This window comes from Phytobacter diazotrophicus (assembly GCF_052061655.1).
Classification (GTDB): domain Bacteria; phylum Pseudomonadota; class Gammaproteobacteria; order Enterobacterales; family Enterobacteriaceae; genus Phytobacter; species Phytobacter diazotrophicus.
In genome coordinates, this window is the sequence record NZ_CM125428.1 from 338,332 (window position 1) to 362,802 (window position 24,471).

Annotated in this window: 23 protein-coding genes; 13 read left to right on the forward strand and 10 right to left on the reverse strand. The window is 54.6% G+C overall.

What is annotated here, in order from left to right:
* Window positions 1–51: 51 nt before the first annotated feature.
* A complete protein-coding gene (locus ACS0RQ_RS01575; RefSeq protein ID WP_079496989.1) occupies window positions 52–912 on the reverse strand; it encodes a LysR family transcriptional regulator in 861 nt (286 codons plus the stop codon).
* 99 nt (window positions 913–1,011) lie between these two features.
* On the opposite strand from ACS0RQ_RS01575, the gene ACS0RQ_RS01580 reads away from it, so the two are divergent.
* Entirely contained in the window at window positions 1,012–1,518 is a 507-nt protein-coding gene (locus ACS0RQ_RS01580; RefSeq protein ID WP_041851319.1) for a phenolic acid decarboxylase, read from the forward strand.
* A 7-nt stretch (window positions 1,519–1,525) separates the two neighbouring features.
* Here ACS0RQ_RS01580 and ACS0RQ_RS01585 read toward each other — a convergent pair whose 3' ends face one another.
* Window positions 1,526–2,575: an AI-2E family transporter gene (locus ACS0RQ_RS01585; protein WP_271849300.1), complete on the reverse strand. Its 1,050-nt coding sequence runs from the start codon at window positions 2,573–2,575 to the stop codon at window positions 1,526–1,528.
* Between the two features lie 145 nt (window positions 2,576–2,720).
* On the opposite strand from ACS0RQ_RS01585, the gene ACS0RQ_RS01590 reads away from it, so the two are divergent.
* Window positions 2,721–3,923 (forward strand): MFS transporter, encoded by a 1,203-nt coding sequence (locus ACS0RQ_RS01590; RefSeq protein ID WP_041851321.1) that lies wholly within the window; start codon window positions 2,721–2,723, stop codon window positions 3,921–3,923.
* Here ACS0RQ_RS01590 and ACS0RQ_RS01595 read toward each other — a convergent pair whose 3' ends face one another.
* Together ACS0RQ_RS01595 and ACS0RQ_RS01600 are read right to left on the reverse strand one after the other, a co-directional pair.
* Entirely contained in the window at window positions 3,924–4,484 is a 561-nt protein-coding gene (locus tag ACS0RQ_RS01595; RefSeq protein WP_041851322.1) for a DcrB family lipoprotein, read from the reverse strand.
* A 73-nt stretch (window positions 4,485–4,557) separates the two neighbouring features.
* Complete coding sequence (locus ACS0RQ_RS01600) at window positions 4,558–5,223, reverse strand: 7-cyano-7-deazaguanine/7-aminomethyl-7-deazaguanine transporter (protein ID WP_041851323.1); 666 nt, start codon at window positions 5,221–5,223, stop codon at window positions 4,558–4,560.
* Window positions 5,224–5,527: 304 nt separating this feature from the next.
* Between ACS0RQ_RS01600 and tusA the strand changes: the two genes are divergently transcribed.
* From tusA to ACS0RQ_RS01620, 4 genes are all read left to right on the forward strand, one after another.
* The gene (gene tusA / locus ACS0RQ_RS01605) at window positions 5,528–5,773 is read left to right on the forward strand and encodes a sulfurtransferase TusA (protein WP_041851324.1); all 246 of its coding nucleotides are present in this window, start codon (window positions 5,528–5,530) and stop codon (window positions 5,771–5,773) included.
* A gap of 186 nt (window positions 5,774–5,959) precedes the next feature.
* Window positions 5,960–6,943, forward strand: a complete 984-nt coding sequence (locus ACS0RQ_RS01610; RefSeq protein ID WP_041851325.1) for a TRAP transporter substrate-binding protein — start codon at window positions 5,960–5,962, stop codon at window positions 6,941–6,943.
* 23 nt (window positions 6,944–6,966) lie between these two features.
* Window positions 6,967–7,476 (forward strand): TRAP transporter small permease, encoded by a 510-nt coding sequence (locus tag ACS0RQ_RS01615; protein ID WP_041851326.1) that lies wholly within the window; start codon window positions 6,967–6,969, stop codon window positions 7,474–7,476.
* A 10-nt stretch (window positions 7,477–7,486) separates the two neighbouring features.
* Window positions 7,487–8,773 (forward strand): TRAP transporter large permease, encoded by a 1,287-nt coding sequence (locus ACS0RQ_RS01620; RefSeq protein ID WP_079496990.1) that lies wholly within the window; start codon window positions 7,487–7,489, stop codon window positions 8,771–8,773.
* Window positions 8,774–9,288: 515 nt separating this feature from the next.
* Here the strand turns inward: ACS0RQ_RS01620 and zntA are convergent.
* The 4 genes from zntA to rsmD all read right to left on the reverse strand — a co-directional run bounded on the left by zntA (window position 9,289) and on the right by rsmD (window position 13,179).
* The gene (gene zntA / locus ACS0RQ_RS01625; RefSeq protein WP_271849299.1) at window positions 9,289–11,490 is read right to left on the reverse strand and encodes a Zn(II)/Cd(II)/Pb(II) translocating P-type ATPase ZntA; all 2,202 of its coding nucleotides are present in this window, start codon (window positions 11,488–11,490) and stop codon (window positions 9,289–9,291) included.
* 75 nt (window positions 11,491–11,565) lie between these two features.
* Window positions 11,566–12,192: a lysoplasmalogenase gene (locus ACS0RQ_RS01630; RefSeq protein WP_041851329.1), complete on the reverse strand. Its 627-nt coding sequence runs from the start codon at window positions 12,190–12,192 to the stop codon at window positions 11,566–11,568.
* A 125-nt stretch (window positions 12,193–12,317) separates the two neighbouring features.
* On the reverse strand, window positions 12,318–12,593 hold the full coding sequence (locus ACS0RQ_RS01635) for a DUF1145 family protein (protein ID WP_271849298.1): 276 nt from the start codon (window positions 12,591–12,593) through the stop codon (window positions 12,318–12,320).
* The gene (gene rsmD / locus ACS0RQ_RS01640) at window positions 12,577–13,179 is read right to left on the reverse strand and encodes a 16S rRNA (guanine(966)-N(2))-methyltransferase (RefSeq protein WP_271849384.1); all 603 of its coding nucleotides are present in this window, start codon (window positions 13,177–13,179) and stop codon (window positions 12,577–12,579) included. The genes ACS0RQ_RS01635 and rsmD overlap by 17 nt, the downstream gene beginning before the upstream one ends.
* A gap of 190 nt (window positions 13,180–13,369) precedes the next feature.
* Here rsmD and ftsY point away from each other — a divergent pair, with 190 nt between their 5' ends.
* The 4 genes from ftsY (at window position 13,370) to rpoH (ending at window position 17,587) form a co-directional block, all read left to right on the forward strand.
* On the forward strand, window positions 13,370–14,740 hold the full coding sequence (gene ftsY / locus ACS0RQ_RS01645) for a signal recognition particle-docking protein FtsY (RefSeq protein ID WP_271849297.1): 1,371 nt from the start codon (window positions 13,370–13,372) through the stop codon (window positions 14,738–14,740).
* Between the two features lie 2 nt (window positions 14,741–14,742).
* The gene (gene ftsE / locus ACS0RQ_RS01650; RefSeq protein ID WP_271849296.1) at window positions 14,743–15,411 is read left to right on the forward strand and encodes a cell division ATP-binding protein FtsE; all 669 of its coding nucleotides are present in this window, start codon (window positions 14,743–14,745) and stop codon (window positions 15,409–15,411) included.
* Window positions 15,404–16,462, forward strand: coding sequence for a permease-like cell division protein FtsX (gene ftsX, locus ACS0RQ_RS01655; RefSeq protein WP_041851333.1), 1,059 nt, complete (start codon window positions 15,404–15,406; stop codon window positions 16,460–16,462). The genes ftsE and ftsX overlap by 8 nt, the downstream gene beginning before the upstream one ends.
* A gap of 267 nt (window positions 16,463–16,729) precedes the next feature.
* Window positions 16,730–17,587, forward strand: a complete 858-nt coding sequence (gene rpoH, locus ACS0RQ_RS01660) for an RNA polymerase sigma factor RpoH (RefSeq protein WP_041851334.1) — start codon at window positions 16,730–16,732, stop codon at window positions 17,585–17,587.
* A gap of 26 nt (window positions 17,588–17,613) precedes the next feature.
* Here the strand turns inward: rpoH and pdxR are convergent, their stop codons facing one another.
* Entirely contained in the window at window positions 17,614–19,170 is a 1,557-nt protein-coding gene (pdxR, locus tag ACS0RQ_RS01665; RefSeq protein ID WP_271849295.1) for a MocR-like pyridoxine biosynthesis transcription factor PdxR, read from the reverse strand.
* A 107-nt stretch (window positions 19,171–19,277) separates the two neighbouring features.
* Here pdxR and ACS0RQ_RS01670 point away from each other — a divergent pair, with 107 nt between their 5' ends.
* Window positions 19,278–20,543: a 4-aminobutyrate--2-oxoglutarate transaminase gene (locus tag ACS0RQ_RS01670; RefSeq protein WP_271849294.1), complete on the forward strand. Its 1,266-nt coding sequence runs from the start codon at window positions 19,278–19,280 to the stop codon at window positions 20,541–20,543.
* A gap of 252 nt (window positions 20,544–20,795) precedes the next feature.
* Window positions 20,796–21,899: a branched-chain amino acid ABC transporter substrate-binding protein gene (locus ACS0RQ_RS01675; RefSeq protein WP_271849293.1), complete on the forward strand. Its 1,104-nt coding sequence runs from the start codon at window positions 20,796–20,798 to the stop codon at window positions 21,897–21,899.
* Between the two features lie 493 nt (window positions 21,900–22,392).
* Here ACS0RQ_RS01675 and panM read toward each other — a convergent pair whose 3' ends face one another.
* Window positions 22,393–22,785, reverse strand: a complete 393-nt coding sequence (panM, locus tag ACS0RQ_RS01680; RefSeq protein ID WP_041851336.1) for an aspartate 1-decarboxylase autocleavage activator PanM — start codon at window positions 22,783–22,785, stop codon at window positions 22,393–22,395.
* A 427-nt stretch (window positions 22,786–23,212) separates the two neighbouring features.
* Between panM and livK the strand changes: the two genes are divergently transcribed.
* Entirely contained in the window at window positions 23,213–24,322 is a 1,110-nt protein-coding gene (gene livK, locus ACS0RQ_RS01685; RefSeq protein ID WP_041851337.1) for a high-affinity branched-chain amino acid ABC transporter substrate-binding protein LivK, read from the forward strand.
* Window positions 24,323–24,471 lie beyond the last annotated feature (149 nt).

The following is a 24,471-nucleotide window of genomic DNA, read 5'->3' on the forward strand; positions in this document are numbered from 1 at the left end:
GGGTACTGGTCAGCGGAACCTTTCCGCTGACAGTAAACTCCCCATCTTTAACTACTGCCCCTTAAACAGTTGCAGCAGCGTGTCCACCTGCTCATCGAGCGGCATCAGATCCTTTTTCACAATCAAATGCAGCGGCGTGGCGCGGCGTGAACCGTGGCTGAGCGGCAGAATTTTCAGCACGCCGCTGGTAAGCAGAGACCCGATGCGCTCCTCCGGCAGCCAGCCGTAACCCACCTGATACTGCACCGCTTCCACGGCGGCATCGATAGTTGAAAAAGTCCATGACTCACCGCTCTCCTGCGGCAGGCGATTCTCCCGGTCGGCGATGCGAATTAATGGCCAGGCGGCGAGGACATCCTCAGTAATCGCGGTTTCGGCGCACAACGGATGATCCCGGTGGGCGACAGCGACAAAATCAATATTCATCAGCCATTCGCCGCGCCCGGTCATGTCCTGGCGACGGGTCAGCACCATCACGTCGGCTTCGGCATAGGCGGGGCGCTCCACGGAGGCGTTTTCGAGGACTTCGGTCAGATGCACCTGAGTTTGCGGATAGCGCTGCTGGAACTGGCGCAAAATGGCAAACAGCCGTGAGCGGGGAAAGATGCTGTCTACGACCAGGTCGAGCCGGGTACGCTGGCCGTTGCGCAGTGTGGCCGCCCGCGTTTCAACGTAGTCGAAGGCTTTCAGCAGCGGTTTTACCTGGTTAAGCAACAGTTCGCCGGAGGGGGTGAGCACCGCACGGCGGCCTTCCTGTACCAGCAGCGCCACGCCCAGACGCTCCTGCAAGAGCGCCAGGTTGTAGCTCACGGACGATTGACTGCGGTGGGTCTCTTCGGCGGCTTTCGCAAAACTGCCCAGCTCCACCACTTTTTGCAGCAGCGACCATTGTTCGAGGGTGGTTTTATGCATGACTCATCTAAAAAATGAATGAATTTAATTCAAACATAGCGTTATTCATTCATTTTTTGAAGCGGTACGATCTTCTCATCAATTAAGAGGAGAATAATTATGAGCAGCTTTGATAAACATGATCTGAGCGGTTTCGTCGGCAAACATCTGGTTTATACCTACGATAACGGCTGGAACTACGAGATTTATGTCAAAAACGAGACCACGCTGGACTACCGTATTCATAGCGGTATCGTGGCAAACCGTTGGGTGAAAAACCAGCAGGCTTACATTGTACGCGTTGGTGAGAGCATTTATAAAATCTCCTGGACCGAGCCGACCGGTACTGACGTGAGTTTGATCGTCAACCTCGGCGATCGCCTGTTCCATGGCACGATCTTCTTCCCTCGCTGGGTGATCAACAATCCGGAAAAAACCGTGTGCTTCCAGAACGATCATATTCCGCTGATGGAATCCTATCGTGCGGCGGGCCCGGCCTATCCGACCGAGGTGATTGATGAGTTTGCGACTATTACCTTTGTGCGCGACTGCGGCGCAGACAATGACAGCGTCATCGCCTGCGCGGCCAGTGAGCTTCCGGCGGATTTTCCTAACAACCTGCGCTAACGCAGGGTTAGCCGGGCAGGCGGTTTTTCGGCCTGCCTGGGCCAAGCATAATGGCCAGCTTGCTCCCGCCGCTGGTGGTTTCCATCCATATTTTACAGACGCTGGTGAGCGGCACAGAGAGCAGCATCCCCACCGGACCGAGCAACCAACCCCAAATCAGTAACGAAAGAAAAACCACCAGTGTCGACATACCGAGTCGGTGACCCATCATGCGTGGTTCCAGAATATTGCCGATAACCATGTGCACGACGAGAAACAGGCCGCCGACCAGCAGCCACTCATACGGGCCGTTAAAGAGCAAAGCCTGCACCATCGGTGGGATGGCCGAAAGTACCGATCCGATATTCGGCACGTAATTAAGCAGAAACGCCAGTACCCCCCACATGAGCGCAAACTGGATGTCCATAATGGCCAGCCCCGCCCAGACGATCACCCCCGTCCACAAACTGAGCAGCGTTTTTAACGCCAGATAGTGAGACACACCCTTAAGCGCGCGGTGCAAACCGGCGATATGAATCTGAGGGTTATTCAGCGCGAAACGCATTTTATAGGGCACATGACGCACTTCGAAAAGCATGAATACCATGGTCATTACCAGTAAAACGATGCTCGCCATTGCATTAGACAGTTGCGTCATCATTGTCGTGGCAAAACTCATTACGCGCTCGGAATCCATTCGTTGCAGCATCCGTTCTGGCGAAACATGCAGGTGCAGGAAAGGGAGCGCATCCTGAAGCTGGAGGAATTTACGCGTGAACTCCCGATTGTATTTCGGCAGCATCGTCATGAACTCATTCACCGAGGCGGCCAGCACGCCAATCAGCGCGGTCAGGAAGACAAGCATCACCAGTACCACAATGGCGATGGCGACAGGCCGTTTCACGCCCCGGCGAATAAACCAGGTCACCAGCGGATTAAGCACAATGGCGAAAAAGAGCGCCAGTAACAGTTGAACAATGATATCGGCAGCGGCATGAATACCGGCCAGAATAATGACCAGTGAGGCCAGTTTAAGCAGAATATGTAAACCCGCACGATCGGGTTGGGGCTGTGTCATGGGCAATTCCTTTTTCTATACCGCCCGATAAGTGTAGCCACTGGCGGACGCTTCGCCCGAGGCACATATTCTTAATCTCCATGCTGATTTCCAGGTCATGACGTGGTAATAGTGAAACATCGTTGTGAAAATCTGGTGAACCCCCATGCCCGAACAAGCCGCTGAACCGGCGCTAAGCGGATTACGTCTTAATCTGCGGATTCTCTCCGTCGTTATCTTCAACTTCGCAAGTTACCTCACGATAGGTTTGCCGCTGGCAGTTTTGCCCGGCTATGTCCATGAAACGCTGGGCTATAGCGCCTTCTGGGCAGGGCTGGTCATTAGCCTGCAATACTTCGCCACCCTTATCAGTCGTCCGCACGCCGGACGCTACGCCGATATGCTCGGCCCGAAAAAAGTGGTGGTGTTTGGTCTCTGCGGCGCGTTTATTTGTGGGCTGGGGTATCTGCTGGCAGATCTGCAAAGCGGCTCGCCGCTGGTCAGCCTGGTGCTGCTCTGCGTCGGGCGCATTATTCTCGGTGTCGGGCAAAGCTTCGCCGGGACCGGGTCGATGCTCTGGGGCGTGGGGGTGGTCGGTTCACTGCATATTGCCCGTGTTATTTCCTGGAATGGTATCGCGACCTATGGCGCAATGGCGCTGGGGGCGCCGCTTGGCGTGATTTGCTACAACTACGCCGGGCTGAGCGGGCTGGGCGGGTTCATTATGGTAGTGGCGTTTATTGCGATTGCCTGCGCGTTGCCGCGTGCGGCAGTAAAAGCCAGCAAAGGTAAACCACTGCCATTTCGTGCGGTGCTCGGGTATGTCTGGGTTTATGGGATGGGGCTGGCGCTGGGTACGGCTGGTTTTGGGGTTATTGCCACCTTTATCACCTTCTTTTATGACGCGAAAGGGTGGGATGGCGCGGCCTTCGCCCTGACGCTGTTTAGCCTGGCGTTCGTGGGTTCGCGGCTGGTGTTTCCGAACAGCATCAACCGCCTGGGCGGCCTGAATGTGGCGATGATAAGCCTGGCGGTGGAGGTGGTCGGCCTGATTCTGGTGGGTATCGCCGATGCTCCGCTGGTGGCGAAAATCGGGGTATTCCTGACCGGGGCAGGCTTCTCGCTGGTTTTCCCTGCGCTGGGGGTGGTGGCGGTCAAAGCGGTGCCGCAGCACAATCAGGGCGCGGCGCTGGGCACCTACACGGTGTTTATGGATATGTCGCTGGGAATTACCGGGCCGCTTGCCGGGCTGTTGATGGCCTGGTCGGGAGTATCGATGGTGTATCTGCTGACGGCGGTGCTGGTAGCGGGAGCGTTCGTGCTGACGTGGCGGCTAAAAAAGCGGCCTCCGCTGGAGGCCGCTTCCTGATTACTTGATGACCAGGGTGTTAACAATGTTTTCCGCTGCGGTCTGCGCCTGCTGCTGGTTATCTGCCGGCAGCGTCACCTGCAAAGTCAGCAGTTTGTTATCTACTTTACCCAGCACTACGGTAGACCAGGCCGTTTGACCTTTGGCAGAGATGATGCTGTCGAGCTGCTGCATTTTCTGGCCTTTCAGCTCGATAGATTTGTTGGTTACGACCTGCAACTGCGGGTCGCGGTTGCGCTGTTGGTCTTCCAAACGTTTTGCCAGCGTATCCAGCCCTTCCTGAGTGTCGTCGCCCACAATCACAATCACCGCTTTCTGACCGGTTGAGTCAGAGTAAACGTGCATGTTATTAGACTGCGTACCCAGTTTACCGCTTTGATCGGTCATGTCTGCGGGCAGCGAGAAGCTGAGTTTGCCATCAAGCAGTGTTACCGGTTGCCCGGTCGCGTTGCTTTCTGCAGATGCCCCCTGAGCGGGTGTTTTTTTGCTGTCGCTGTTGTCGCAGGCCGCCAGACCCATTACCAGCAGGCCAATACCGACATATTTAACCAGATTGCGCATTGACTTCTTCCTTTCGATAAACAGCCATAACGGCTCATGCGGGCCATCTTACCACAACTGGCATCGCGTACTCTTAACTGGCCTGTAACGCTGATATTTCAGATTTGTCTGCCAGTCTTTTCAACAGCATATTCAACAACACACCGTACATCGGCAGGAAGAAGGCGATGCTGATAATGACCTTAAAGGCGTAGTCCACCAGGGCGATTTCCATCCAGTGTTCGGCCATAAACGGATCCGGGCTGTGCCAGAAGGCGATGAAGAAAAAAGCGAGGGTGTCGCTGGCGTTACCGAACACCGTTGAGGCCGCAGGCGCCAGCCACCAGCGTTTGTTCTGACGCAGGCGGTTAAAGACATGCACGTCGAGGATCTGCCCCAGCGCGTAAGCCATAAAGCTGGCGGTAGCGATACGGGCGACGAACAGGTTGAAATGAGTCAGTGCTTCAAAGCCCTGCCAGCTTCCCATGTAAAACAGGGAAGAGATGCCGTAGGAGATAACCAGCGCAGGTACCATCACAGCGAAAATAATCCGTCGGGCGAGTGGCGCGCCAAAAATACGCACGGTTAAATCTGTCGCCAGGAAAATAAACGGGAAACTGAATGCGCCCCAGGTGGTATGGAAGCCGAAAATGTTAACCGGTAGCTGTACCAGATAGTTACTGGAGGTGATCACCAGCAGGTGAAAAAGGGATAGCCAGAACAGCGCTTTCATGCGCTGAGTTTGTGAAAACTGCGTCATATTGTGACCTTTTTAGTGTTTGGGGTGAGGGAACCCAATAAGCATGTAACACGCTATTTTTCTTGCCATTTTCACATCGGCAGTGCTCGTCATCCTTACGTACTCGATGTACGCCGGGGTGCCTGCGCGCTGGCCTTAATCAAACGGCTGCGCCAATAGCGCGTGTTGATACTGTGCAAAGCCGCAGAATGATACTGCAACATTACGCCGATGCAATGGTTATTTTTAACGCAATCGTTAACCTGGCTTGCGTCACAAAATGGGCAGCGTAAACTAATGCCGTTTTTTCCCGTGTGAGACGAAAATGACCGACCTCTTTACTACCGCCGACCATACTCTTGACGCGCTGGGCCTGCGTTGCCCTGAGCCGGTGATGATGGTGCGCAAAACCGTACGCAATATGCTGCCGGGTGAAACCCTGCTGGTGATTGCTGACGATCCGGCGACCACCCGTGACATTCCGGGGTTCTGCCGCTTTATGGAACACGAACTGGTGGCCCATGAGACGCAATCGCTGCCGTATCGCTATCTGGTGCGTAAAGGGCAATAACTCCCCATTTCAGGCCGCGTTTTTACGCAGTTTGCGATCCTTGCCACCAATTTAAACCGCCGTTTCATTTTTTAGCGCTTTTTGTGAGGCGCTTCACCCTCCCTTTTCCAGCGGTAGTCTAGTTTTTAAGCGTAAAAATAAAACATTGTTTTAACATTTACCTTTCACTACCCTGGAGAAGACCCGATGAAAACGACTTTCAAGCCGTTGCTGGCCGCGTTGTGCCTGTCCACCGTGTCACTGTTATCTGTATCTGCCGTTAATGCGCAGACGATTAAAGCTGCCGATGTGCATCCGGAAGGCTATCCCAATATTGTTGCTGTGCAGAACATGGGTGAAAAACTCAAACAACAAACGGACGGCAAGCTGGAGATTAAAGTCTTTCCCGGCGGCGTTCTGGGCGATGAAAAACAGATGATCGAGCAGGCGCAAATGGGCGCTATCGATATGATTCGCGTCTCAATGGCCCCTGTTGCCGCTATTCTCCCGGATATTGAAGTTTTCACCCTGCCGTATGTCTTCCGGGATGAAGACCATATGCACAAGGTCATTGATGGCGATATCGGTAAACAGATTGGCGATAAGCTGACGGCCAATCCGAAATCCCGGCTGGTATTTCTGGGCTGGATGGACTCCGGTACGCGCAATCTCATCACAAAAAAACCGGTGGTTAAGCCCGAAGATCTGAACGGCATGAAAATTCGCGTGCAGGGCAGCCCCGTCGCTCTGGCAACGTTAAAACAGATGGGCGCTAACTCAGTGGCGATGGGAGTGAGCGAGGTCTATAGCGGCATGCAAACGGGGGTAATTGATGGCGCGGAAAATAACCCGCCGACGTTTATCGCCCATAACTATATGCCGGTTGCCAAAAACTATACCCTCAGCGGTCACTTTATCACCCCTGAAATGCTGCTCTACTCCAAAGTGAAATGGGACAAACTCAGCGCCGATGATCAGAAAAAAATCCTCACCCTGGCGCGTGAAGCACAGTTCGAACAGCGCAAACTCTGGGAAGCCTATACCCAGCAGGCGCTGGATAAAATGAAAGCGGGCGGCGTGCAATTTCATGACATTGATAAATCGGTGTTTATCAAAGCGACAGAGCCGGTGCGCGCCCAGTATGGCGATAAGCATCAGGATCTGATGAAAGCTATCGCTGACGTTAAATAACCCCACTTTTCTGCGGAGAATGTATGTCAGAACTCTACTTAAAGTGGATGGATCGCCTGTACCTGCTTGCTATGACGGTGGCCGGCATATCACTGCTGGTGATGACGATTGTTATTCCGATTGGCATTTTCTCGCGTTACGTATTGAATCGCGGAGAGTCATGGCCGGAACCCATTGCCATCATCTGTATGGTCACTTTTACGTTCATTGGCGCGGCGGTGGGGTACCGCGCCGGTTCCCACATTGCGGTTAACATGCTCACGGATCGTCTGCCTGACACGCTAAAGATGGTATGCGCGCGGCTTGTCGATCTGTTGATGCTGCTCATCTCTCTCATCATGTGCTGGTACAGCTACTGGCTGTGCGTTGAGCTGTGGGAACAACCTGTGGCGGAGTTTCCCCTGCTGACCTCAGGCGAAAGTTATCTGCCGTTGCCGATAGGTTCGGCCATTCTGATCCTGTTTGTGCTCGAACGGTTGTTGTTCGGCTCGCAGGAAAACCGCCCGGTCGTACTGATTGGCAACCATGGGTAAGGGGTGAACAATGGACGCATTTGTATTGTTATTCACCCTCGCCATTCTGCTGGCGCTGGGTATGCCGGTGGCGTTTGCCGTCGGGTTGAGTGCCGTTGCCGGCGCGTTGTGGATAGATCTTCCGCTGGAAGCGCTGATGATCCAGATAACCAGCGGGGTGAACAAATTCACGCTGCTGGCGATTCCGTTTTTTATTCTGGCGGGAGCAATCATGGCGGAGGGCGGCATCGCGCGGCGGCTGGTCAATTTTGCCTATCTGTTTGTCGGGTTCATTCGCGGCGGGTTGTCCCTGGTGAACATTGTCGCATCGACCTTTTTTGGCGCGATTTCCGGCTCGTCGGTCGCCGATACGGCATCCATCGGTAGCGTGATGATCCCGGAAATGGAAAAAAAGGGCTACCCGCGTGAATATGCGGCGGCGGTAACGGCCAGCGGATCGGTGCAGGCTATCCTGATCCCGCCCAGTCATAACTCGGTCATTTACTCGCTGGCGGCGGGAGGCACGGTATCCATTGCGACGCTGTTTATTGCGGGCGTTCTGCCGGGTTTGCTGTTGGGCGTGAGCCTGATGACGTTATGTCTGGGTTTTGCCCACAAACGCGGTTACCCGAAAGGGGAGCGGATTCCGTTTAAGCAGGCGATCAGGATGTTCGTTGATGCGTTATGGGGGCTGATGACGGTAGTGATTATTCTCGGCGGCATTCTTTCCGGGATTTTTACCGCCACAGAATCTGCCGCTGTCGCCTGCCTGTGGGCCTTCTTCGTCACCATGTTCATCTACCGTGATTACAAATGGAATGAGCTGCCGAAGTTGATGTGCCGTACCGTGAAGACGGTCACCATTGTGATGATTCTTATCGGCTTTGCGGCCGCCTTTGGCGCCGTGATGACCTATATGCAGCTTCCGATGCGCATCACCGAATTTTTCACGTCGTTATCGGACAATAAATACGTCATTCTGATGTATCTCAATATCATGCTGTTGCTGATTGGCACCTTGATGGATATGGCGCCGATCATCTTGATCCTGACGCCAGTGCTGCTGCCGGTAACGAATGCGCTGGGGATCGATCCGGTACATTTTGGCATGATCATGATGGTCAACCTCGGGATCGGATTGATTACCCCACCGGTGGGATCGGTGTTGTTCGTCGCCAGTGCGGTGAGTAAGCAGAAGATTGAAACGGTGGTGAAGGCGATGCTGCCGTTTTACGCGATGCTGCTGATTGTGCTGGGGATGGTGACCTATATTCCGGCGATATCTCTCTGGCTGCCAGGAGTGTTGGGAATGCAGTAAAAACTTCCCGGGTGCGGCTGATGCCTTACCCGGGCTACGGTAAAAGAGTAGATACTGTGAACGTCTTCAACCTTGTTAGCCATGGCTGACTCGTTTTCCCGCATGACAACCACAGCGACATCTTTGTGCCCCCCTGGCGCAGAGCGTGCAGCGAGGGGGTTGAGTCCCCGCTGAAATCGGTGAGACGAAGACCCGATGGCAAGGTCAGGCCGCCAGGGATGGCGGACTGAGGTTTGTCGAGACAGGACGTCGAGTCAAACCGACCGCAGGCAGCGGGGCGGGAGGCGAACGCAGTGCGAAGCACCGATTTTTTGCGGGGCCGCGGGGATTGTAAAGGGGAACGCGGTGTTCCCCTTTACCCGTTCACGTGTCCGGAGGTGACATTTCGCCATGAACATAAGGTGAACGGAACCCACCTCCCGAGCCGCATATTCCCCTCACCCCAACCCTCTCCCAGGGGGAGAGGGAGAAAACCGGTGGTATCCCGGGTTAGCGAAGCGACATCCGGGATTTTTTTATTTGCGTAATAAACGCAGTGCGTTGGCGGTTACCAATACCGTCGCGCCGGTATCTGCCAGTACCGCCAGCCACAGGCCCGTTATACCCAGCAATGTTGTTACCAGGAAAATCGCTTTCAGCCCCAGAGCGATAGCAATGTTCTGCCGGATATTGGCCTGCGTGGCGCGGGCAAGATGAATCATCTGTGCCAGTCCGCCGAGGCGGTTATGGGTTAATGCCGCATCGGCGGTTTCCAGCGCCACGTCCGTCCCGCTGCCCATCGCAATGCCTATCGTCGCGGCTTTCATCGCCGGGGCATCGTTAATGCCGTCGCCAATCATCGCCAGCGGAGCATCCTTATTGAGCAAGGTGACTGCGCTCACTTTATCTTCGGGTAATAGCCCGGCGCGGAAGTCCATCTGCAATTCTCCGGCAATGGCGGCAGCGGCACGCGGGTTGTCACCCGTTAACATCACCCCCTCCACGCCCAGATTACGCAGTGCGGCGATGGCTTCCCGCGCATCCTCTCGCAGGGTATCGCGCAGCGACAGGGAGCCAATAGCGACGCCATCACACAGGGCGACGATCACCGTTTCTCCCTGGCTTTCGCGGGCATTGATATCCGCCAATAACGCGGCATCCAGCGCCTCTGGCGGCAGCTTATCCGGCGCGCTCAGGCGGATGTGCTGGCCCTCCACCTGCGCTTCAATACCTTTACCTGTCAGCGTGCGCTGTTCGGTAGCCTGCGGCAGCGCCCATTTGCGCGTCAGGGCTTCCTGCACAATAGCCTGCGCCAGTGGATGGGTCGACCCCTGCTCCACGGCAGCGCTCAATGTCAGCAGTGTCTCTTCCTTAACCCCGGCAAGTGGATATACGCCGACAACCTGCGGTTTACCGACGGTCAATGTGCCGGTTTTATCAAACGCCACATGCTGAATACGACCGAGTTGCTCCAGCGCTGCGCCGCCTTTAATCAGCGCCCCACGCCGTGCCGCCGCTGCCAGGCCTGAGGTAATGGCGGCAGGCGTTGAGATAACCAGCGCGCACGGGCAACCGATCAGCAGCAACGTCAGCCCTTTGTAGATCCACGCCAGCCAGTTTGCCGCGAACAGCAACGGCGGCAGTACGGCGACCAGCAGGGCGATGACCATAATCACCGGGGTATAAATCCGGCTAAAGCGATCGATAAAGCGCTCAATAGGCGCGCGGCGCTCCTCGGCTTCTTCTATCAGCTTGAGGATACGGTCAATGGCACTTTCACCGGGGCGGGAAACCACTTCCAGCGTCACCAGTCTGTCAACGCTGGTCGCCCCTGCAGGAATACTATCGCCGTTGCTGTGCTCGACGGGCAGGGATTCACCGGTTAATGCGCTCTCATCAAAGCTGGCGAACGGCGTTAAAAGCTTGCCATCAGCCGGTAAACGCCCGCCAGCCGGGACCTCGATAACATCGCCAGGGCGCAATTCCTGAGCGCTAACGGTCTGCCGCTCACCCTTGTGGATGCGCGTGGCGGTGTCGGGTTTTAGCGCCATCAGCGCGCTCACCCCTTTTCGTGCGCGACTGGCCGCCCAACCTTCAAGCCGTTCGCCCACCAGGAACAGCAGCAGCACCATGGCGGCTTCTGCCGTTGCACCGATAAACAGCGCACCGATAGCGGCAACGCTCATCAGGGTTTCGATAGCAAACCAGCTACCGCTGCGCATCAGGCGCAATGCCTGGCGCGCAATGGGAAAGAGCCCCACCAGGGTCGTCACGATAAAGGCCGTCTGGCCCAGCGGATGGTTAAACTGCTCCAGCAGCCAACTGATACCCATCAGCACAATCAGGATCAGAAGCGGCATATTTTCCTGCCAGCGCGACGGCGCAGCCGCTTTGGGGGCGTTTTCATCCTGCACGGCGTACCCGGCCTGTTGCACGGCTTTTTCTACCTGCTTGCGGATATCGTTATCGGCAATCACCGTGAGTTTTTCGGTGGCAAAGGCGACCTGCACCTGATTAACCCCGGCTATCTGGCGAACGGCATTTTCCACCTTACGGGCGCAGGCTGCGCAGTCCATCCCTGTCACCAGCCAGCTATAACGTTCGCCGTTGGCGCTTTCGAGGGTCGCCTCAGGCGTTTCACAGGGGAGGTCGCACGTGCAGGGCGCGGTTTTCTCCGCCAATGGACGAAGTTTCATAGCCGCAAACTGCGGGGGTTTTTTATTATCGAGGGGTGTCATGGCATCCTCCGGTGAATGATAATTTTCTCATTAACCGGAGGATACACTCTGGAGTCGACTCCAGAGTCAAGTGTTTTAAATGTACAGCGAACGCACGATCAGGAAGTGCCCGGCAAAGTAGCAGGCTGCGGAAATCGCGTTATCGGCACGGAAGCGGCGACGGTAATGGCTACCCAGCCAGACAACGTTGCTGATTAGCAGCAGCGCCGCGCCAACAAAGGCAGAGAGCGCCGGGCTGGTGGGACGGAAGAACCACAGCTCACCGGCCAGCCAGACCATCACCAGCGTCATGGCGATAAATGTGCAAACAGGCAAACGCAGCTCTTCCAGGCGCGACCAAATCACCGCAATCAGCAGGGCGCCAACGATCAGCAGCACCACCGGCAACGGCCAGAAGAAGGAGAGCGACATCTGCGTGGCAAAATAGATGGTGTAAAGCAGGTGGGCGAGGAAGAAGGCGCCAATGGCGTAGAGCAGTTGCTGGCGCGGCAGTAGGGTTAGCGCATCGCCAATCAGCGAGGCGCACAGCCCGGCAAGCACAAGGTAGCTAATGGCATCAAACATCGGGGCTTGCCAGGCCAGTAATAACAGCAGCAGCAGCGTGACAGGTTTAAATACCCAACGCTGCCAGACAGGCCCACGGTAGGAAGCGTCAACATACAGCCAGGCGGAAAAACAGACAGCAATAAATGACCAAAGCATAATAAGTCCCTGAATCCGTTATTGTATCGCGAGCACCATGCCCACGGCTCTACTAATGAGTTTAGTGGTCGTAGCAGGTGAATGACAATGTTACGGAAGACAGGGGAATCTTAAAAATGTGCCATTTATTTTTTTGCTTTCAGTTTTTTCAGCCAGATAAGCAGCTCAAAAACGCCAAAGACAAAGATGCGAAACTCTTCGAACCGTGTCATTTGCGGACCGTCTTTCGGCAGCGTTTTTTTCATCATCGTCGCCTGAATAGCGTGCATAAACACGGTGAAAAACAGCGCCACGTTGACGAAAATATTGAGCGGCTTAGGAAACGGGGAAAACAGGTTCAGCAGTAAAAAAGCCCAGACAAAGAGCATTAACAGCCGTCCCAGATTAATCAGTATGTTCATTTTCCTCTCCTTGTGATTCACGCTGATATAAGCGGTAGGCGACCTGACCCGCGACTTTCTCCCGGTGCAAACTCCAGCTTGCAGGCACCGGCGGCAGGCCATTCTCTACTTCGCTTTCGACATAGATTAGCGCGCCATTGGCCAGCCAGCCGTTGTTTTCCAGCAGGGTTAAGGTCTCTTCGAGCATCCCTTTGCGAAACGGCGGATCGACAAACACGATATCATGCGGCGTGCCGCTTTGGGCCAGCCATGCCAGGGTATTCCCGGTGACCACTTTGCCGTTGGCGGCTTTTAATGTCGCCAGGTTTTGCTGCAATTGCTGGGCGACCGCGCGTTCCATTTCGAGCAGCGTGGCGCTGGCCGCGTAGCGTGACAAGGCCTCTAAGCCCAGCGCGCCGCTGCCGGCAAAGCAGTCGAGACAACGTGCGTCGACCATGGACGGCGCCAGCCAGTTAAATAGGGTTTCGCGCACACGGTCAGTTGTCGGGCGCAATCCGGGGCTGTCCGGCACCGGGAGTTTGCGTCCCCGCCATTGCCCACCAATAATACGTATCTGGCCGGTGGCGGCCCGATTGGGTTTCTTCATGGTCATCGCTTAGCTCATCATTTCGGCCTGCTATTCTAGCGGCGCCCGGCGCGGCGCGAAACCTTAATCCGCAGGCGGTGATGCGAGTTAAGGAAAGTGATAGACTATCTCTCTAATTAACCCTATTTTTCAGCCCTGTTGCGCCAGTACGGGCTGCGCCATGAATAAACCGCGAGGAGTGTAGTCGCAAATGGCAGATGAGAAGAAACGTGGCTTTTTTTCCTGGCTGGGCTTTGGGCAAAAAGATCAGGTAAAAGAAAAAGAAGCGGAGCAGGCAGCCGTAACGCAGCCGCCGCATACCCAGGAAGAGAGCGAAACCTTTGCAGAAGAGGTCGTTGAGGTTACTGAAAAACTGGTTGAAAGCGAAAAGCCACAGCCAGTAGAAGAGGAACCGCAACCTGAGGTCGCGGCGCGCGAAGAACTGCCGCTGCCGGAAGAGGTGAGCGAACCGGAAATTGCCGCGCAAGAGTGGCAGCCGGAGCAAGAGCCTGTCGACGAAGACGCGCCAATCAGCGATGAAGAGCTGGAAGCACAGGCTCTGGCTGCGGACGCGGCTGAGGAAGCGCTGGTGGTGGTGCCGGTTGACGAACCAGCAGAAGAGGTTGTGGAAGAGACCGTTGTTGAACAAGAGAAGCCGACCAAAGAGGGTTTCTTCGCGCGACTCAAACGCAGCCTGCTGAAAACCAAAGAGAATCTCGGTTCCGGATTTATCAGTCTGTTCCGTGGCAAAAAAATCGACGATGATCTCTTTGAAGAGCTGGAAGAGCAGTTACTGATTGCCGACGTCGGGGTGGAAACCACCCGTAAAATCATTACGAGTCTGACGGAAGGCGCGTCGCGCAAACAACTGCGTGATGCCGAGGCACTGTATGGTTTGCTCAAAGAAGAGATGGGTGACATCCTTGCCAAAGTTGATGAACCGCTGAATGTTGAAGGCAAAACACCGTTTGTTATTCTGATGGTTGGCGTCAATGGGGTGGGTAAAACGACCACCATTGGTAAACTGGCGCGTCAGTTTGAACAACAGGGTAAATCGGTGATGCTGGCGGCTGGCGACACCTTCCGTGCTGCGGCGGTTGAGCAGTTGCAGGTGTGGGGGCAGCGTAACAATATTCCGGTTATCGCCCAGCATACGGGGGCCGATTCCGCCTCGGTGATTTTCGATGCCATCCAGGCCGCCAAAGCGCGTCATGTGGATGTGCTCATCGCCGATACCGCCGGGCGCTTGCAGAATAAAGCGCACCTGATGGAAGAGTTGAAAAAGATCGTCCGCGTGATGAAAAAGCTGGACGAAGACGCACCGCATGAGGTGATGCTGACCATCGATGCCAGTACCGGGCAGAATGCGATAAGCCAGGCCAAACTGTTCCATGAAGCCGTTGGCCTGACGGGTATCACCCTTACCAAGCTGGACGGTACGGCGAAGGGCGGTGTGATTTTCTCGGTAGCGGATCAGTTTGGCATTCCTATCCGCTACATCGGGGTCGGCGAACGTATTGAGGATCTACGTCCGTTTAACGCGGGCGATTTTATAGAGGCACTTTTTGCCCGAGAGGATTAACAATGATTCGCTTTGAACACGTCAGCAAAGCCTATCTCGGTGGGAGACAAGCGTTGCAGGGGGTGACATTCCATCTGCAACCGGGCGAGATGGCCTTTCTGACCGGCCACTCCGGCGCAGGGAAGAGTACCCTGCTCAAGCTTATCTGTGGCATTGAGCGGCCAAGCGCCGGGAAAATCTTGTTTGGCGGGCACGACATTACACGCCTGAAAAACCGGGAAGTGCCGTTTCTGCGTAGGCAGATCGGGATGATTTTCCAGGATCACCATTTGCTGATGGACAGGACGGTTTATGACAACGTGGCTATCCCGTTGATCATTGCCGGGGCCAGCGGTGACGACATTCGTCGCCGTGTCTCCGCAGCACTGGACAAGGTGGGTCTGCTCGACAAAGCGAAGAGTTTTCCGATTCAGCTATCCGGTGGTGAACAGCAGCGTGTGGGTATTGCCCGCGCAGTGGTGAACAAACCTGCGGTACTGCTGGCGGACGAACCGACCGGTAACCTGGACGACGCCCTTTCCGAAGGGATTTTACGTCTGTTTGAGGAGTTCAATCGTGTTGGGGTCACTGTGTTAATGGCGACGCACGATCTGGGGCTGATTTCCCGGCGTTCGTACCGCATGCTGACTTTAAGCGATGGCCATTTGCATGGAGGCCTGGCGGGTGAATAAGCGTGATGCATTGAATCAAATGCGGCAGTTTGGCAGCAAGCTGGATCGTTTTCGTAAATCGGCGAGCGGTACCGGTGATGCAGGCCGTAACGCGCCGCGCCGTGGTAAAGGTGCGCCGAAAGTCAGTTCGCGTAAAACCAACGTCTTCAACGAACAGGTGCGTTATGCCTTCCAGGGCGCGTTACAGGACCTGAAAAGCAAACCTTTTGCCACGTTCCTGACGGTAATGGTGATTGCCATTTCCCTGACGCTGCCGAGTGTCTGCTATATGGTGTACAAAAACGTTAACCAGGCCGCCTCGCAGTATTATCCGTCACCGCAAATTACAGTCTATTTTGATAAGGCGCTGGATGACGACGCTGCGGCTCAGGTGGTAGGGCAGCTCCAGGCGGAGCAGGGTGTGGAGAAGGTCAACTACCTGTCCCGTGAAGATGCACTCGGCGAGTTCCGCAACTGGTCTGGTTTTGGCGGCGCGCTGGATATGCTGGAAGAGAACCCGCTGCCTGCGGTGGCGGTGGTGATCCCCAAACTCGATTTCCAGAGCACGAATGCGCTAAACACGCTGCGTGACCGTATTTCGAAACTGCACGGTATTGATGAAGTGCGGATGGACGACAGCTGGTTTGCCCGTCTTGCGGCGCTAACCGGGCTGGTTGGTCGGGTATCGGCAATGATTGGTGTGCTGATGGTAGCGGCGGTGTTCCTCGTTATCGGCAACAGCGTGCGTCTTAGCATCTTTGCCCGCCGCGATACGATCAACGTGCAAAAACTGATTGGTGCAACGGACGGTTTTATTCTGCGTCCTTTCCTGTACGGTGGAGCGCTGTTGGGCTTTAGTGGCGCCTTCCTGTCACTGATTCTTTCTGAGATTCTGGTGCTACGGCTCTCCTCTGCGGTGAGCGAAGTGGCGCAGGTATTCGGAACGAAGTTCGATCTGAACGGCCTGTCGTTTGATGAATGCCTGCTGTTGCTGCTGGTGTGCTCAATGATTGGCTGGGTTGCTGCCTGGCTGGCAACTGTGCAACATTTACGTCACTTTACTCCGCAGTAAAAAAAGTCTGATATACTCTTTCCCTGCAATGCAGTATTCCCGTCGCAGGGAAAGCGTATAGCGTATATCTCCTTTCCTCTGCCGCGGTTTTTCATTCTTATGTCACATTTTGTGCCTAATTTATTCACAATCCAGCCTGGAACTTGTGGATAAAATCACTGTCTGATACAAGAGTGGATGCTATTCTCGTTGCTCATTAACGCTGGCATGTGTGTTGCCTGATGGGGACAGACCGCCGCCAGTCGAATGTAATTTGAGAGGATTTGAATGACCAAAGAAATGCAAACTTTAGCTTTAGCCCCTGTTGGTAACCTGGAATCTTATATCCGGGCCGCTAACGCATGGCCGATGTTGACGGCTGATGAAGAAAGGGCACTGGCTGAAAAGCTGCATTACCAGGGCGATCTGGAAGCAGCTAAGAAGCTGATCCTGTCACACCTGCGCTTTGTTGTTCATATTGCTCGTAACTATTCGGGCTATGGTCTGCCGCAGGCGGATCTGATCCAGGAAGGTAATATCGGCCTGATGAAAGCCGTACGTCGCTTCAACCCGGAAGTGGGTGTGCGCCTCGTCTCTTTCGCCGTGCACTGGATTAAAGCTGAGATTCACGAATACGTGCTGCGTAACTGGCGTATTGTGAAAGTCGCGACCACGAAAGCACAGCGTAAGTTGTTCTTTAACCTGCGTAAAACCAAGCAGCGTCTGGGCTGGTTTAACCAGGACGAAGTGGAAATGGTTGCCCGTGAACTGGGCGTGACCAGCAAAGACGTGCGTGAAATGGAATCACGTATGGCGGCGCAGGACATGACTTTCGATATGTCGCCAGATGATGAATCTTCCGATAGCCAGCCTATGGCACCGGTACTCTATCTGCAGGATAAATCGTCTAACTTTGCGGATGGCATTGAAGACGACAACTGGGAAGAGCAGGCAGCTAATAAGCTGACGGATGCGATGCAGGGTCTCGACGAGCGTAGCCAGGCCATTATTCGTGCTCGCTGGTTGGATGAAGAGAACAAAACAACGCTGCAGGAACTGGCAGATCGTTACGGTGTTTCCGCTGAGCGTGTGCGTCAGTTGGAAAAGAACGCGATGAAGAAACTGCGTGCCGCGATCGAAGCGTAACGCTGTGCGTTAAAGAATGGGCCGGGTCAGCGAGAGCTACCCGGCTTTTTGTTTTCTGGCGTTCCGTTTTTTGCTTTCAGGGCCGGGTTTATATAGTCCGGATAAGGCGACGCCACCTCCGGAGTCAGGCAGGCCAGCAAGATCTGGAACGCCGATTCCATCTCTTCTTCCTCCATGGCGGCAAACCCCATCAGCAACCCTTTCAACGGCTTATCGCCAGAGTAGTACCGCGACAGTGCCCGCACCAGAACACCTCGTTCATTCGCGCGCCTGGCAAGGGCAACATCATCACACTCTGCGGGCAGTGAAAGCACCAGATGCAGCCCGGCATTGTCGTTATATTCGCTCAGCGCCTCTTTACCCAGCGCCTCGACAATCAGGCTTGCCAGTCGGGCGCGACGGCGGGCATAGAGCAGACGCATCCGTCGGATATGTGCCGTGTAATGCCCCTCGGTAATAAACTGCGCCAGCGCCTCCTGGTCCAGCAACCGGCCGCCGCGATACAGTTCTGCATGCGCCGTCTTTAACGCCTGCATCAGGGGACGCGGCAACACCAGATAACCCAGACGCAGACCGGGGTAGAGCGTTTTGCTGAATGTCCCGGTGTAGATAACCGGCGCGTCATCAACCAGCCCCTGGAGTGCGGGGATCGGCTGACCGGAAAAGCGAAATTCGCTGTCGTAATCATCCTCAACAATCCAGCTTCCCGTTTGCCGGGCGAGCGCCAGCAAGCGCTGGCGTCGCTCCAGGCTCATGACGCAGCCCAGCGGGTACTGATGAGAGGGGGTTACAAATATCAGCCTGGGTGGCGTGTTTCCGCTCTCCGGTGGCTGCATGCCGGAAAGATCGACGTCGATAGCCTGGAGTTCTATACCGTTCATCTTCAAAACGTTACGAATGCCCCAGTAGGCTGGCTCTTCAATCCATGCGCTATCGCCGGGATTACACAACATGCGCGATACCAGATCGATGGCCTGGTGAATACCCTCAGTTATCAGGATTTGCCCGGCGCTACAGCGTACGGAGCGGGTAACGCGCAGATATTCCACCAGCGCCTGCTGCAATGCCTGGCTACCGCCTGCATCGCTGTAGGAGAGTTGGCTGGCCTGCGGTTTGCGGCTGATACGTGCCTGGATTTTACGAAACAGGGCATGTGGAAAGGCGCTGACATCGGGTACGCCGGGTAAAAATGCCCCCCACTGACGTGGGCTGGCGCTGCTTTTTTGCAATAACGCCTGACCGCGTGAGGAAAGATGAGAAGGAAGATCGCCCGCATCGTGTCCGGCTGGCGACAGCGGCGCCGTGAGCAGGCTGTCCGGCACCGTCTGTGCCACAAAGGTGCCGCTTCCGGCACGGGAAACGACATATCCTTCCGCCACAAGCTGTTCGTAAACCGTCAGTACCGTGTTGCGCGAAAGGTGGAGTTCTGCGGCTAAATCCCGGCTCGGCGGCAGGCGGCTTTGCGGGGGCAGGCTCCCTTCGAGGATCGACAGGCGAATCGCGTTATATAATTTCTTATGCAGTTTGCCTTCGGTTTGTTCGTCCAGACGCAACTGCAGTAAATCACACACGAGCGAACGCAAATTGGATCCCTTAATTATTCAAAACTGGTACTCGATTATAGGACCGCTTGTGTCATTGTTGCAAAACAGGGTTGCTGCGAAATGAATCAATGACGGGGGAGTTTAAGGTGAAGAATAACGAATTACATCAACGCCGTTTACAGGCGACACCGCGTGGTATTGGCGTGATGTGCGGCTTCTATGCCGAGAAAGCAGAAAATGCCACTCTGTGGGATGTGGAAGGCAACGAAGTCATCGATTTCGCCGCCGGGATTGCGGTGCTCAATACCGGCCATCGCCATCCTAAAATTGTCGCAGCAGTGGAAAAGCAGTTGCAGGCATTTACCCACACGGCTTATCAGATTGTCCCTTACGAAAGCTACGTCTCGCTGGCGGAACGCATTAACGAACGCGTACCGGTAGAAGGCCCGGCCAAAACAGCCTTTTTCTCGACCGGGGCGGAAGCGCTGGAAAACGCGGTCAAAATCGCCCGCGCCTATACCAAACGTCCTGGTGTGATTACTTTCGTCGGCGGTTTCCACGGACGTACTTATATGACCATGGCGCTGACCGGCAAAGTGGCACCGTACAAAATCGGTTTTGGCCCGTTCCCTGGCTCCATTTTCCATGCGCAATTCCCGAATGCGCTGCACGGCGTCAGTACCGACGACGCGATGAAAAGCCTGGAACGTATTTTTAAAGCGGATATCGCCCCCGATCAGGTTGCGGCCATTTTACTCGAGCCGGTACAGGGCGAAGGCGGCTTTAATATCGCGCCTGACGATTTTATGCAGGCGCTGCGTAAGCTGTGTGATACCCATGGGATTTTGCTGATTACCGATGAAGTGCAGTCCGGCTTTGCACGTACCGGTAAACTCTTCGCGGTTGAACATTACAGCGTTAAACCGGACTTGATCACCATGGCGAAAAGCCTGGCGGGCGGCCTGCCGCTGTCAGCAGTAGCAGGGCGTGCGGAGGTGATGGACGCACCCGCGCCGGGGGGGTTAGGCGGTACTTATGCCGGTAACCCGCTGGCCGTTGCCGCTGCGCATGCCGTGATGGATGTGATTGAAGAGGAAAATCTCTGCGAACGCGCGAACCACCTGGGTAAGCATCTGGTTGAAGTGCTGACCAAAGCGAAAGCGGACTGTCCGTACATTGCGGATATTCGCGCCCAGGGTTCCATGGTGGCCGTGGAGTTTAACGATCCGCAAAGTGGTGAACCGTCGGCGGAATTCACTAAACAGGTGCAGGATAAAGCGCTGGCCGCCGGGCTGTTGCTGTTGAGTTGCGGTGTCTACGGTAACGTGATTCGCTTCCTCTATCCGCTGACCATTCCGGAAGTTCAGTTCCGTAAAGCGCTGGATATTATCTACCAGTCACTGACCCACTAATTGACCTGATCAATGAAAGCCGCCGCCTGGCGGCTTTCTTACTCACTGTCATCCGCCTGTTATATAACCTTCAAAATTGTTGTTCCAAATTTCAGAAAATGGGGTATGTTTTAGCAGAGAATGCTGCCAAGACACGGGCGGCATCCGTGCTGGCTACTATCATATTCTTTGCTTATGACCGTCAGCAAAATAATGTGTCGAACAACAACATCACAACAAATGCAATCACCATAAACAATGGGGAATCTCAGGATGAATATGAAGGGTAAAGCGTTACTGGCAGGATGTGTCGCGTTAGCGATGAGCAACATGGCATTCGCGAAAGATATTAAAGTTGCTGTCGTGGGTGCGATGTCTGGCCCGGTTGCGCAATACGGTGATCAGGAGTTTACTGGCGCTGAGCAGGCTGTTGCTGATATCAATGCCAAAGGCGGTATCAAAGGCGACAAGCTGGTTATCACCAAATATGATGATGCGTGCGACCCGAAACAAGCCGTTGCAGTAGCGAACAAAGTGGTTAACGACGGCATCAAATACGTTATTGGTCACCTGTGCTCCTCTTCCACTCAGCCTGCGTCCGATATTTATGAAGACGAAGGCATTCTGATGATTACGCCAGCAGCGACCGCACCTGAGCTGACCGCTCGCGGTTATAAACTGACTCTGCGTACCACCGGTCTGGACTCTGATCAGGGCCCGACGGCTGCAAAATACATTCTGGAACACGTTAAACCGCAGCGCATTGCTGTTATCCACGATAAACAGCAGTACGGCGAAGGTCTGGCGCGTGCTGTGCAGGATGGCCTGAAAAAAGGCGGCGCGAACGTGGTGTTCTTTGACGGTATCACCGCTGGCGAGAAAGACTTCTCCACGCTGGTTGCGCGTCTGAAAAAAGAGAACATCGACTTCGTTTACTACGGTGGCTACCACCCGGAAATGGGCCAGATCCTGCGTCAGTCTCGTGCTGCCGGTCTGCAAACCAAATTCATGGGGCCGGAAGGCGTAGCGAACGTTTCCCTGTCTAACATCGCGGGCGATTCTGCCGAAGGCATGTTAGTAACCAAACCGAAAAACTACGATCAGGTTCCGGCGAACAAACCTATCGTAGACGCGATCAAAGCGAAGAAACAGGATCCGAGCGGCGCGTTCGTGTGGACCACCTACGCTGCGCTGCAGTCTCTGGCGGCTGGCCTGAACCAGTCCTCTGACCCGTCGGCTATCGCAACCTGGCTGAAAGGCAACACTGTTGAGACCGTTATGGGACCATTGTCCTGGGATCAGAAGGGTGACCTGAAAGGTTTTGAGTTTGGCGTGTTTACATGGCATGCGAATGGTACCGCGACTGACGCGAAATAAACCCTGACCGTCGCCTTTCGCACCGCAAGCGCGTTGGCCGCGTCCGTTAACCCCGGTCACTTACTGATGTAAGCTCCCGGGGATTAACGTCCTTGCCGCCTTCTTGCAGCACGAAATTCTTGGTCAGCGCAGAACGACAAAAGTGAGCTTTGTATCTCTGTCGCCTTTCGCACCGCAAGTGCGTTGGTCGCGTCCGTTAACCCCGGTCACTTACTGATGTAAGCTCCCGGGGATTAACGTCCTTGCCGCCTTCTTGCTGCACGAAATTCTTGGTCAGCGCAGAACGAAAAAAGTGAGCTGATAACTTTGTCGCCTTTCGCACCGCAAGCGCGTTGGCTGCATCCGTTAACCTCAGTCACTTACTCATCTCCCACTCCCCGTGGGAGAGGGCGGGGTGAGGGCATCAGGCCGCACGGAGATAAATGCAAACGGCAACCTGAGGGTTGCCGTTTTTACATCTTTGCGCTTTCCCGGATGCGCTGCGCTTATCCGGTTACGCGTCTATATGCTTCACCCAGCCATCATTCTGCGCGGTAAAGCCCGTCGCCTGAGCGAATGCGGCCATCACGCTACGATCTTCTACGCCGGCTTCGGTAATCCACCAGGTGGTGACCGATGGATTATCGCGGATCACTTCTTCAAGCAAATATTGGCCAACACCGCGGCGACGGGTGACGTCACGTACGCGCAGGGAATCCAGTGCCGCCTGGGTACCACTCAGGGTCACGCGAACAGCGCCTAATAATCGGTCGTTAAAACGCGCCGCATAAATAAGGTGCGTTTCGTCAACTTCCAGCGATGCAGGGGAGTATTCCGGCCAGACTTTAGCTAAATCAATAAGATCCTGCTCGGTAAAACTTACCAGACGGATAATGGTCAATTTCATTCACAGCTTGTCCATGTCTCAAAAGATAACTGCAGTGTAAACAATTTCTTCTGACGCGGGCTGTTACTTTTTCATTTTTCGGTTTGCAGGCGATTACTTTTGAGGCAGGCGTTGCGGCAGATTTAAACATTAGGGATTGAAAAACAGGTAGCATTTTCCCCTGAAAGGTAGCGTTTTATTCCGCTCATTGTGCCATTATTTTATGCTGTAAACTGAACTTTTTTGGTTTATCTCCAGCGGAATTCAGAATATTATCTCTGCTTAATCGCCTGAAAAATAGAGTATTTAGTCTGGTTTTTGCCAAAAAACTGCGCTAAACCATTCATGGCACTGGTAAAAATAGCGTTGTCTATAAAAAGTACAGAATGCTTTTTAACCATAAAAAAACAATATATTTACACACGACATCACGAACGAGGATTTTAGAATGAGAAGGAACGCGAAGACATTAATCGCGGGGATGGTTGCACTTGCGATGTCTCACGCGGCCATGGCGAAGGATATAAAAGTTGCGGTTGTAGGGGCGATGTCCGGGCCGATTGCTCAATGGGGCGATATGGAATTCAACGGTGCGCGCCAGGCCATCAAAGATATCAACGCTAAAGGCGGCGTTAAGGGCGACAAGCTGGTCGCTGTGGAATACGACGACGCCTGTGACCCGAAACAAGCCGTTGCGGTGGCGAATAAAGTTGTTAACGACGGCATCAAATACGTTATTGGACATCTCTGCTCATCGTCAACGCAGCCTGCGTCTGACATCTACGAAGACGAAGGCATTCTGATGATCTCCCCCGGCGCGACCAATCCGGAACTCACCCAGCGCGGTTATCAGCACATTATGCGTACCGCAGGGCTGGACTCCTCTCAGGGGCCGACCGCCGCGAAATATATCCTCGGCACGGTGAAGCCGCAGCGTATTGCCATCATTCACGACAAGCAGCAGTACGGTGAAGGTCTGGCGCGTTCCGTTCAGGAAGGGCTGAAAGCTGGCGGTGCGAACATCGTTTTCTTTGACGGTATCACCGCCGGTGAGAAAGATTTCTCCGCGCTGGTTGCCCGTCTTAAGAAAGAAAATATCGATTTTGTCTACTACGGTGGTTATTACCCGGAAATGGGACAAATTCTGCGTCAGGCGCGTGCGAATGGCCTGCAGACCCAGTTTATGGGGCCGGAAGGCGTAGGTAACGCATCCCTTTCCAACATCGCGGGCGATGCGGCGGAAGGCATGCTGGTAACGATGCCGAAGCGCTACGATCAGGATCCGGCTAACCAGGCCATCGTCGACGCGTTAAAAGCCGAGAAGAAAGACCCGAGTGGTCCGTATGTCTGGATCACCTATGCCGCAGTGCAGTCTCTGGCGCAGGCAATGGAGCGTTCTGGCAGTAATGAACCGCTCGCGCTGGTGAAAGATTTAAAAGCTAACGGAGCTAAAACCGTGATTGGGCCGCTGAACTGGGATGAGAAAGGCGATTTGAAAGGATTTGATTTCGGAGTCTTCCAGTGGCACGCCGATGGTTCGTCCACGGTAGCCAAATAAGGCAACCACTCATCATACTTCGCGCCGCAGATGCGTTGGCTGCGTTTATCCACCCCGGTCACGTACAGCTTGTACGCTTCCGGGGATGAACAAACTTGCCGCCTTCCTGCAACTCGAATTATTTAGAGTGGGGGTTCAACATCCCGGCT

Excerpts from the sequence above, each read along its gene's own strand:
- ACS0RQ_RS01575 (WP_079496989.1), bottom strand. The coding sequence starts at position 912 with ATGCATAAAACCACCCTCGAACAATGGTCGCTGCTGCAAAAAGTGGTG.
- ACS0RQ_RS01580 (WP_041851319.1), top strand. The coding sequence starts at position 1,012 with ATGAGCAGCTTTGATAAACATGATCTGAGCGGTTTCGTCGGCAAACAT.
- ACS0RQ_RS01585 (WP_271849300.1), bottom strand. The coding sequence starts at position 2,575 with ATGACACAGCCCCAACCCGATCGTGCGGGTTTACATATTCTGCTTAAA.
- ACS0RQ_RS01590 (WP_041851321.1), top strand. The coding sequence starts at position 2,721 with ATGCCCGAACAAGCCGCTGAACCGGCGCTAAGCGGATTACGTCTTAAT.
- ACS0RQ_RS01595 (WP_041851322.1), bottom strand. The coding sequence starts at position 4,484 with ATGCGCAATCTGGTTAAATATGTCGGTATTGGCCTGCTGGTAATGGGT.
- ACS0RQ_RS01600 (WP_041851323.1), bottom strand. The coding sequence starts at position 5,223 with ATGACGCAGTTTTCACAAACTCAGCGCATGAAAGCGCTGTTCTGGCTA.
- tusA (WP_041851324.1), top strand. The coding sequence starts at position 5,528 with ATGACCGACCTCTTTACTACCGCCGACCATACTCTTGACGCGCTGGGC.
- ACS0RQ_RS01610 (WP_041851325.1), top strand. The coding sequence starts at position 5,960 with ATGAAAACGACTTTCAAGCCGTTGCTGGCCGCGTTGTGCCTGTCCACC.
- ACS0RQ_RS01615 (WP_041851326.1), top strand. The coding sequence starts at position 6,967 with ATGTCAGAACTCTACTTAAAGTGGATGGATCGCCTGTACCTGCTTGCT.
- ACS0RQ_RS01620 (WP_079496990.1), top strand. The coding sequence starts at position 7,487 with ATGGACGCATTTGTATTGTTATTCACCCTCGCCATTCTGCTGGCGCTG.
- zntA (WP_271849299.1), bottom strand. The coding sequence starts at position 11,490 with ATGACACCCCTCGATAATAAAAAACCCCCGCAGTTTGCGGCTATGAAA.
- ACS0RQ_RS01630 (WP_041851329.1), bottom strand. The coding sequence starts at position 12,192 with ATGCTTTGGTCATTTATTGCTGTCTGTTTTTCCGCCTGGCTGTATGTT.
- ACS0RQ_RS01635 (WP_271849298.1), bottom strand. The coding sequence starts at position 12,593 with ATGAACATACTGATTAATCTGGGACGGCTGTTAATGCTCTTTGTCTGG.
- rsmD (WP_271849384.1), bottom strand. The coding sequence starts at position 13,179 with ATGAAGAAACCCAATCGGGCCGCCACCGGCCAGATACGTATTATTGGT.
- ftsY (WP_271849297.1), top strand. The coding sequence starts at position 13,370 with ATGGCAGATGAGAAGAAACGTGGCTTTTTTTCCTGGCTGGGCTTTGGG.
- ftsE (WP_271849296.1), top strand. The coding sequence starts at position 14,743 with ATGATTCGCTTTGAACACGTCAGCAAAGCCTATCTCGGTGGGAGACAA.
- rpoH (WP_041851334.1), top strand. The coding sequence starts at position 16,730 with ATGACCAAAGAAATGCAAACTTTAGCTTTAGCCCCTGTTGGTAACCTG.
- ACS0RQ_RS01675 (WP_271849293.1), top strand. The coding sequence starts at position 20,796 with ATGAATATGAAGGGTAAAGCGTTACTGGCAGGATGTGTCGCGTTAGCG.
- panM (WP_041851336.1), bottom strand. The coding sequence starts at position 22,785 with ATGAAATTGACCATTATCCGTCTGGTAAGTTTTACCGAGCAGGATCTT.
- livK (WP_041851337.1), top strand. The coding sequence starts at position 23,213 with ATGAGAAGGAACGCGAAGACATTAATCGCGGGGATGGTTGCACTTGCG.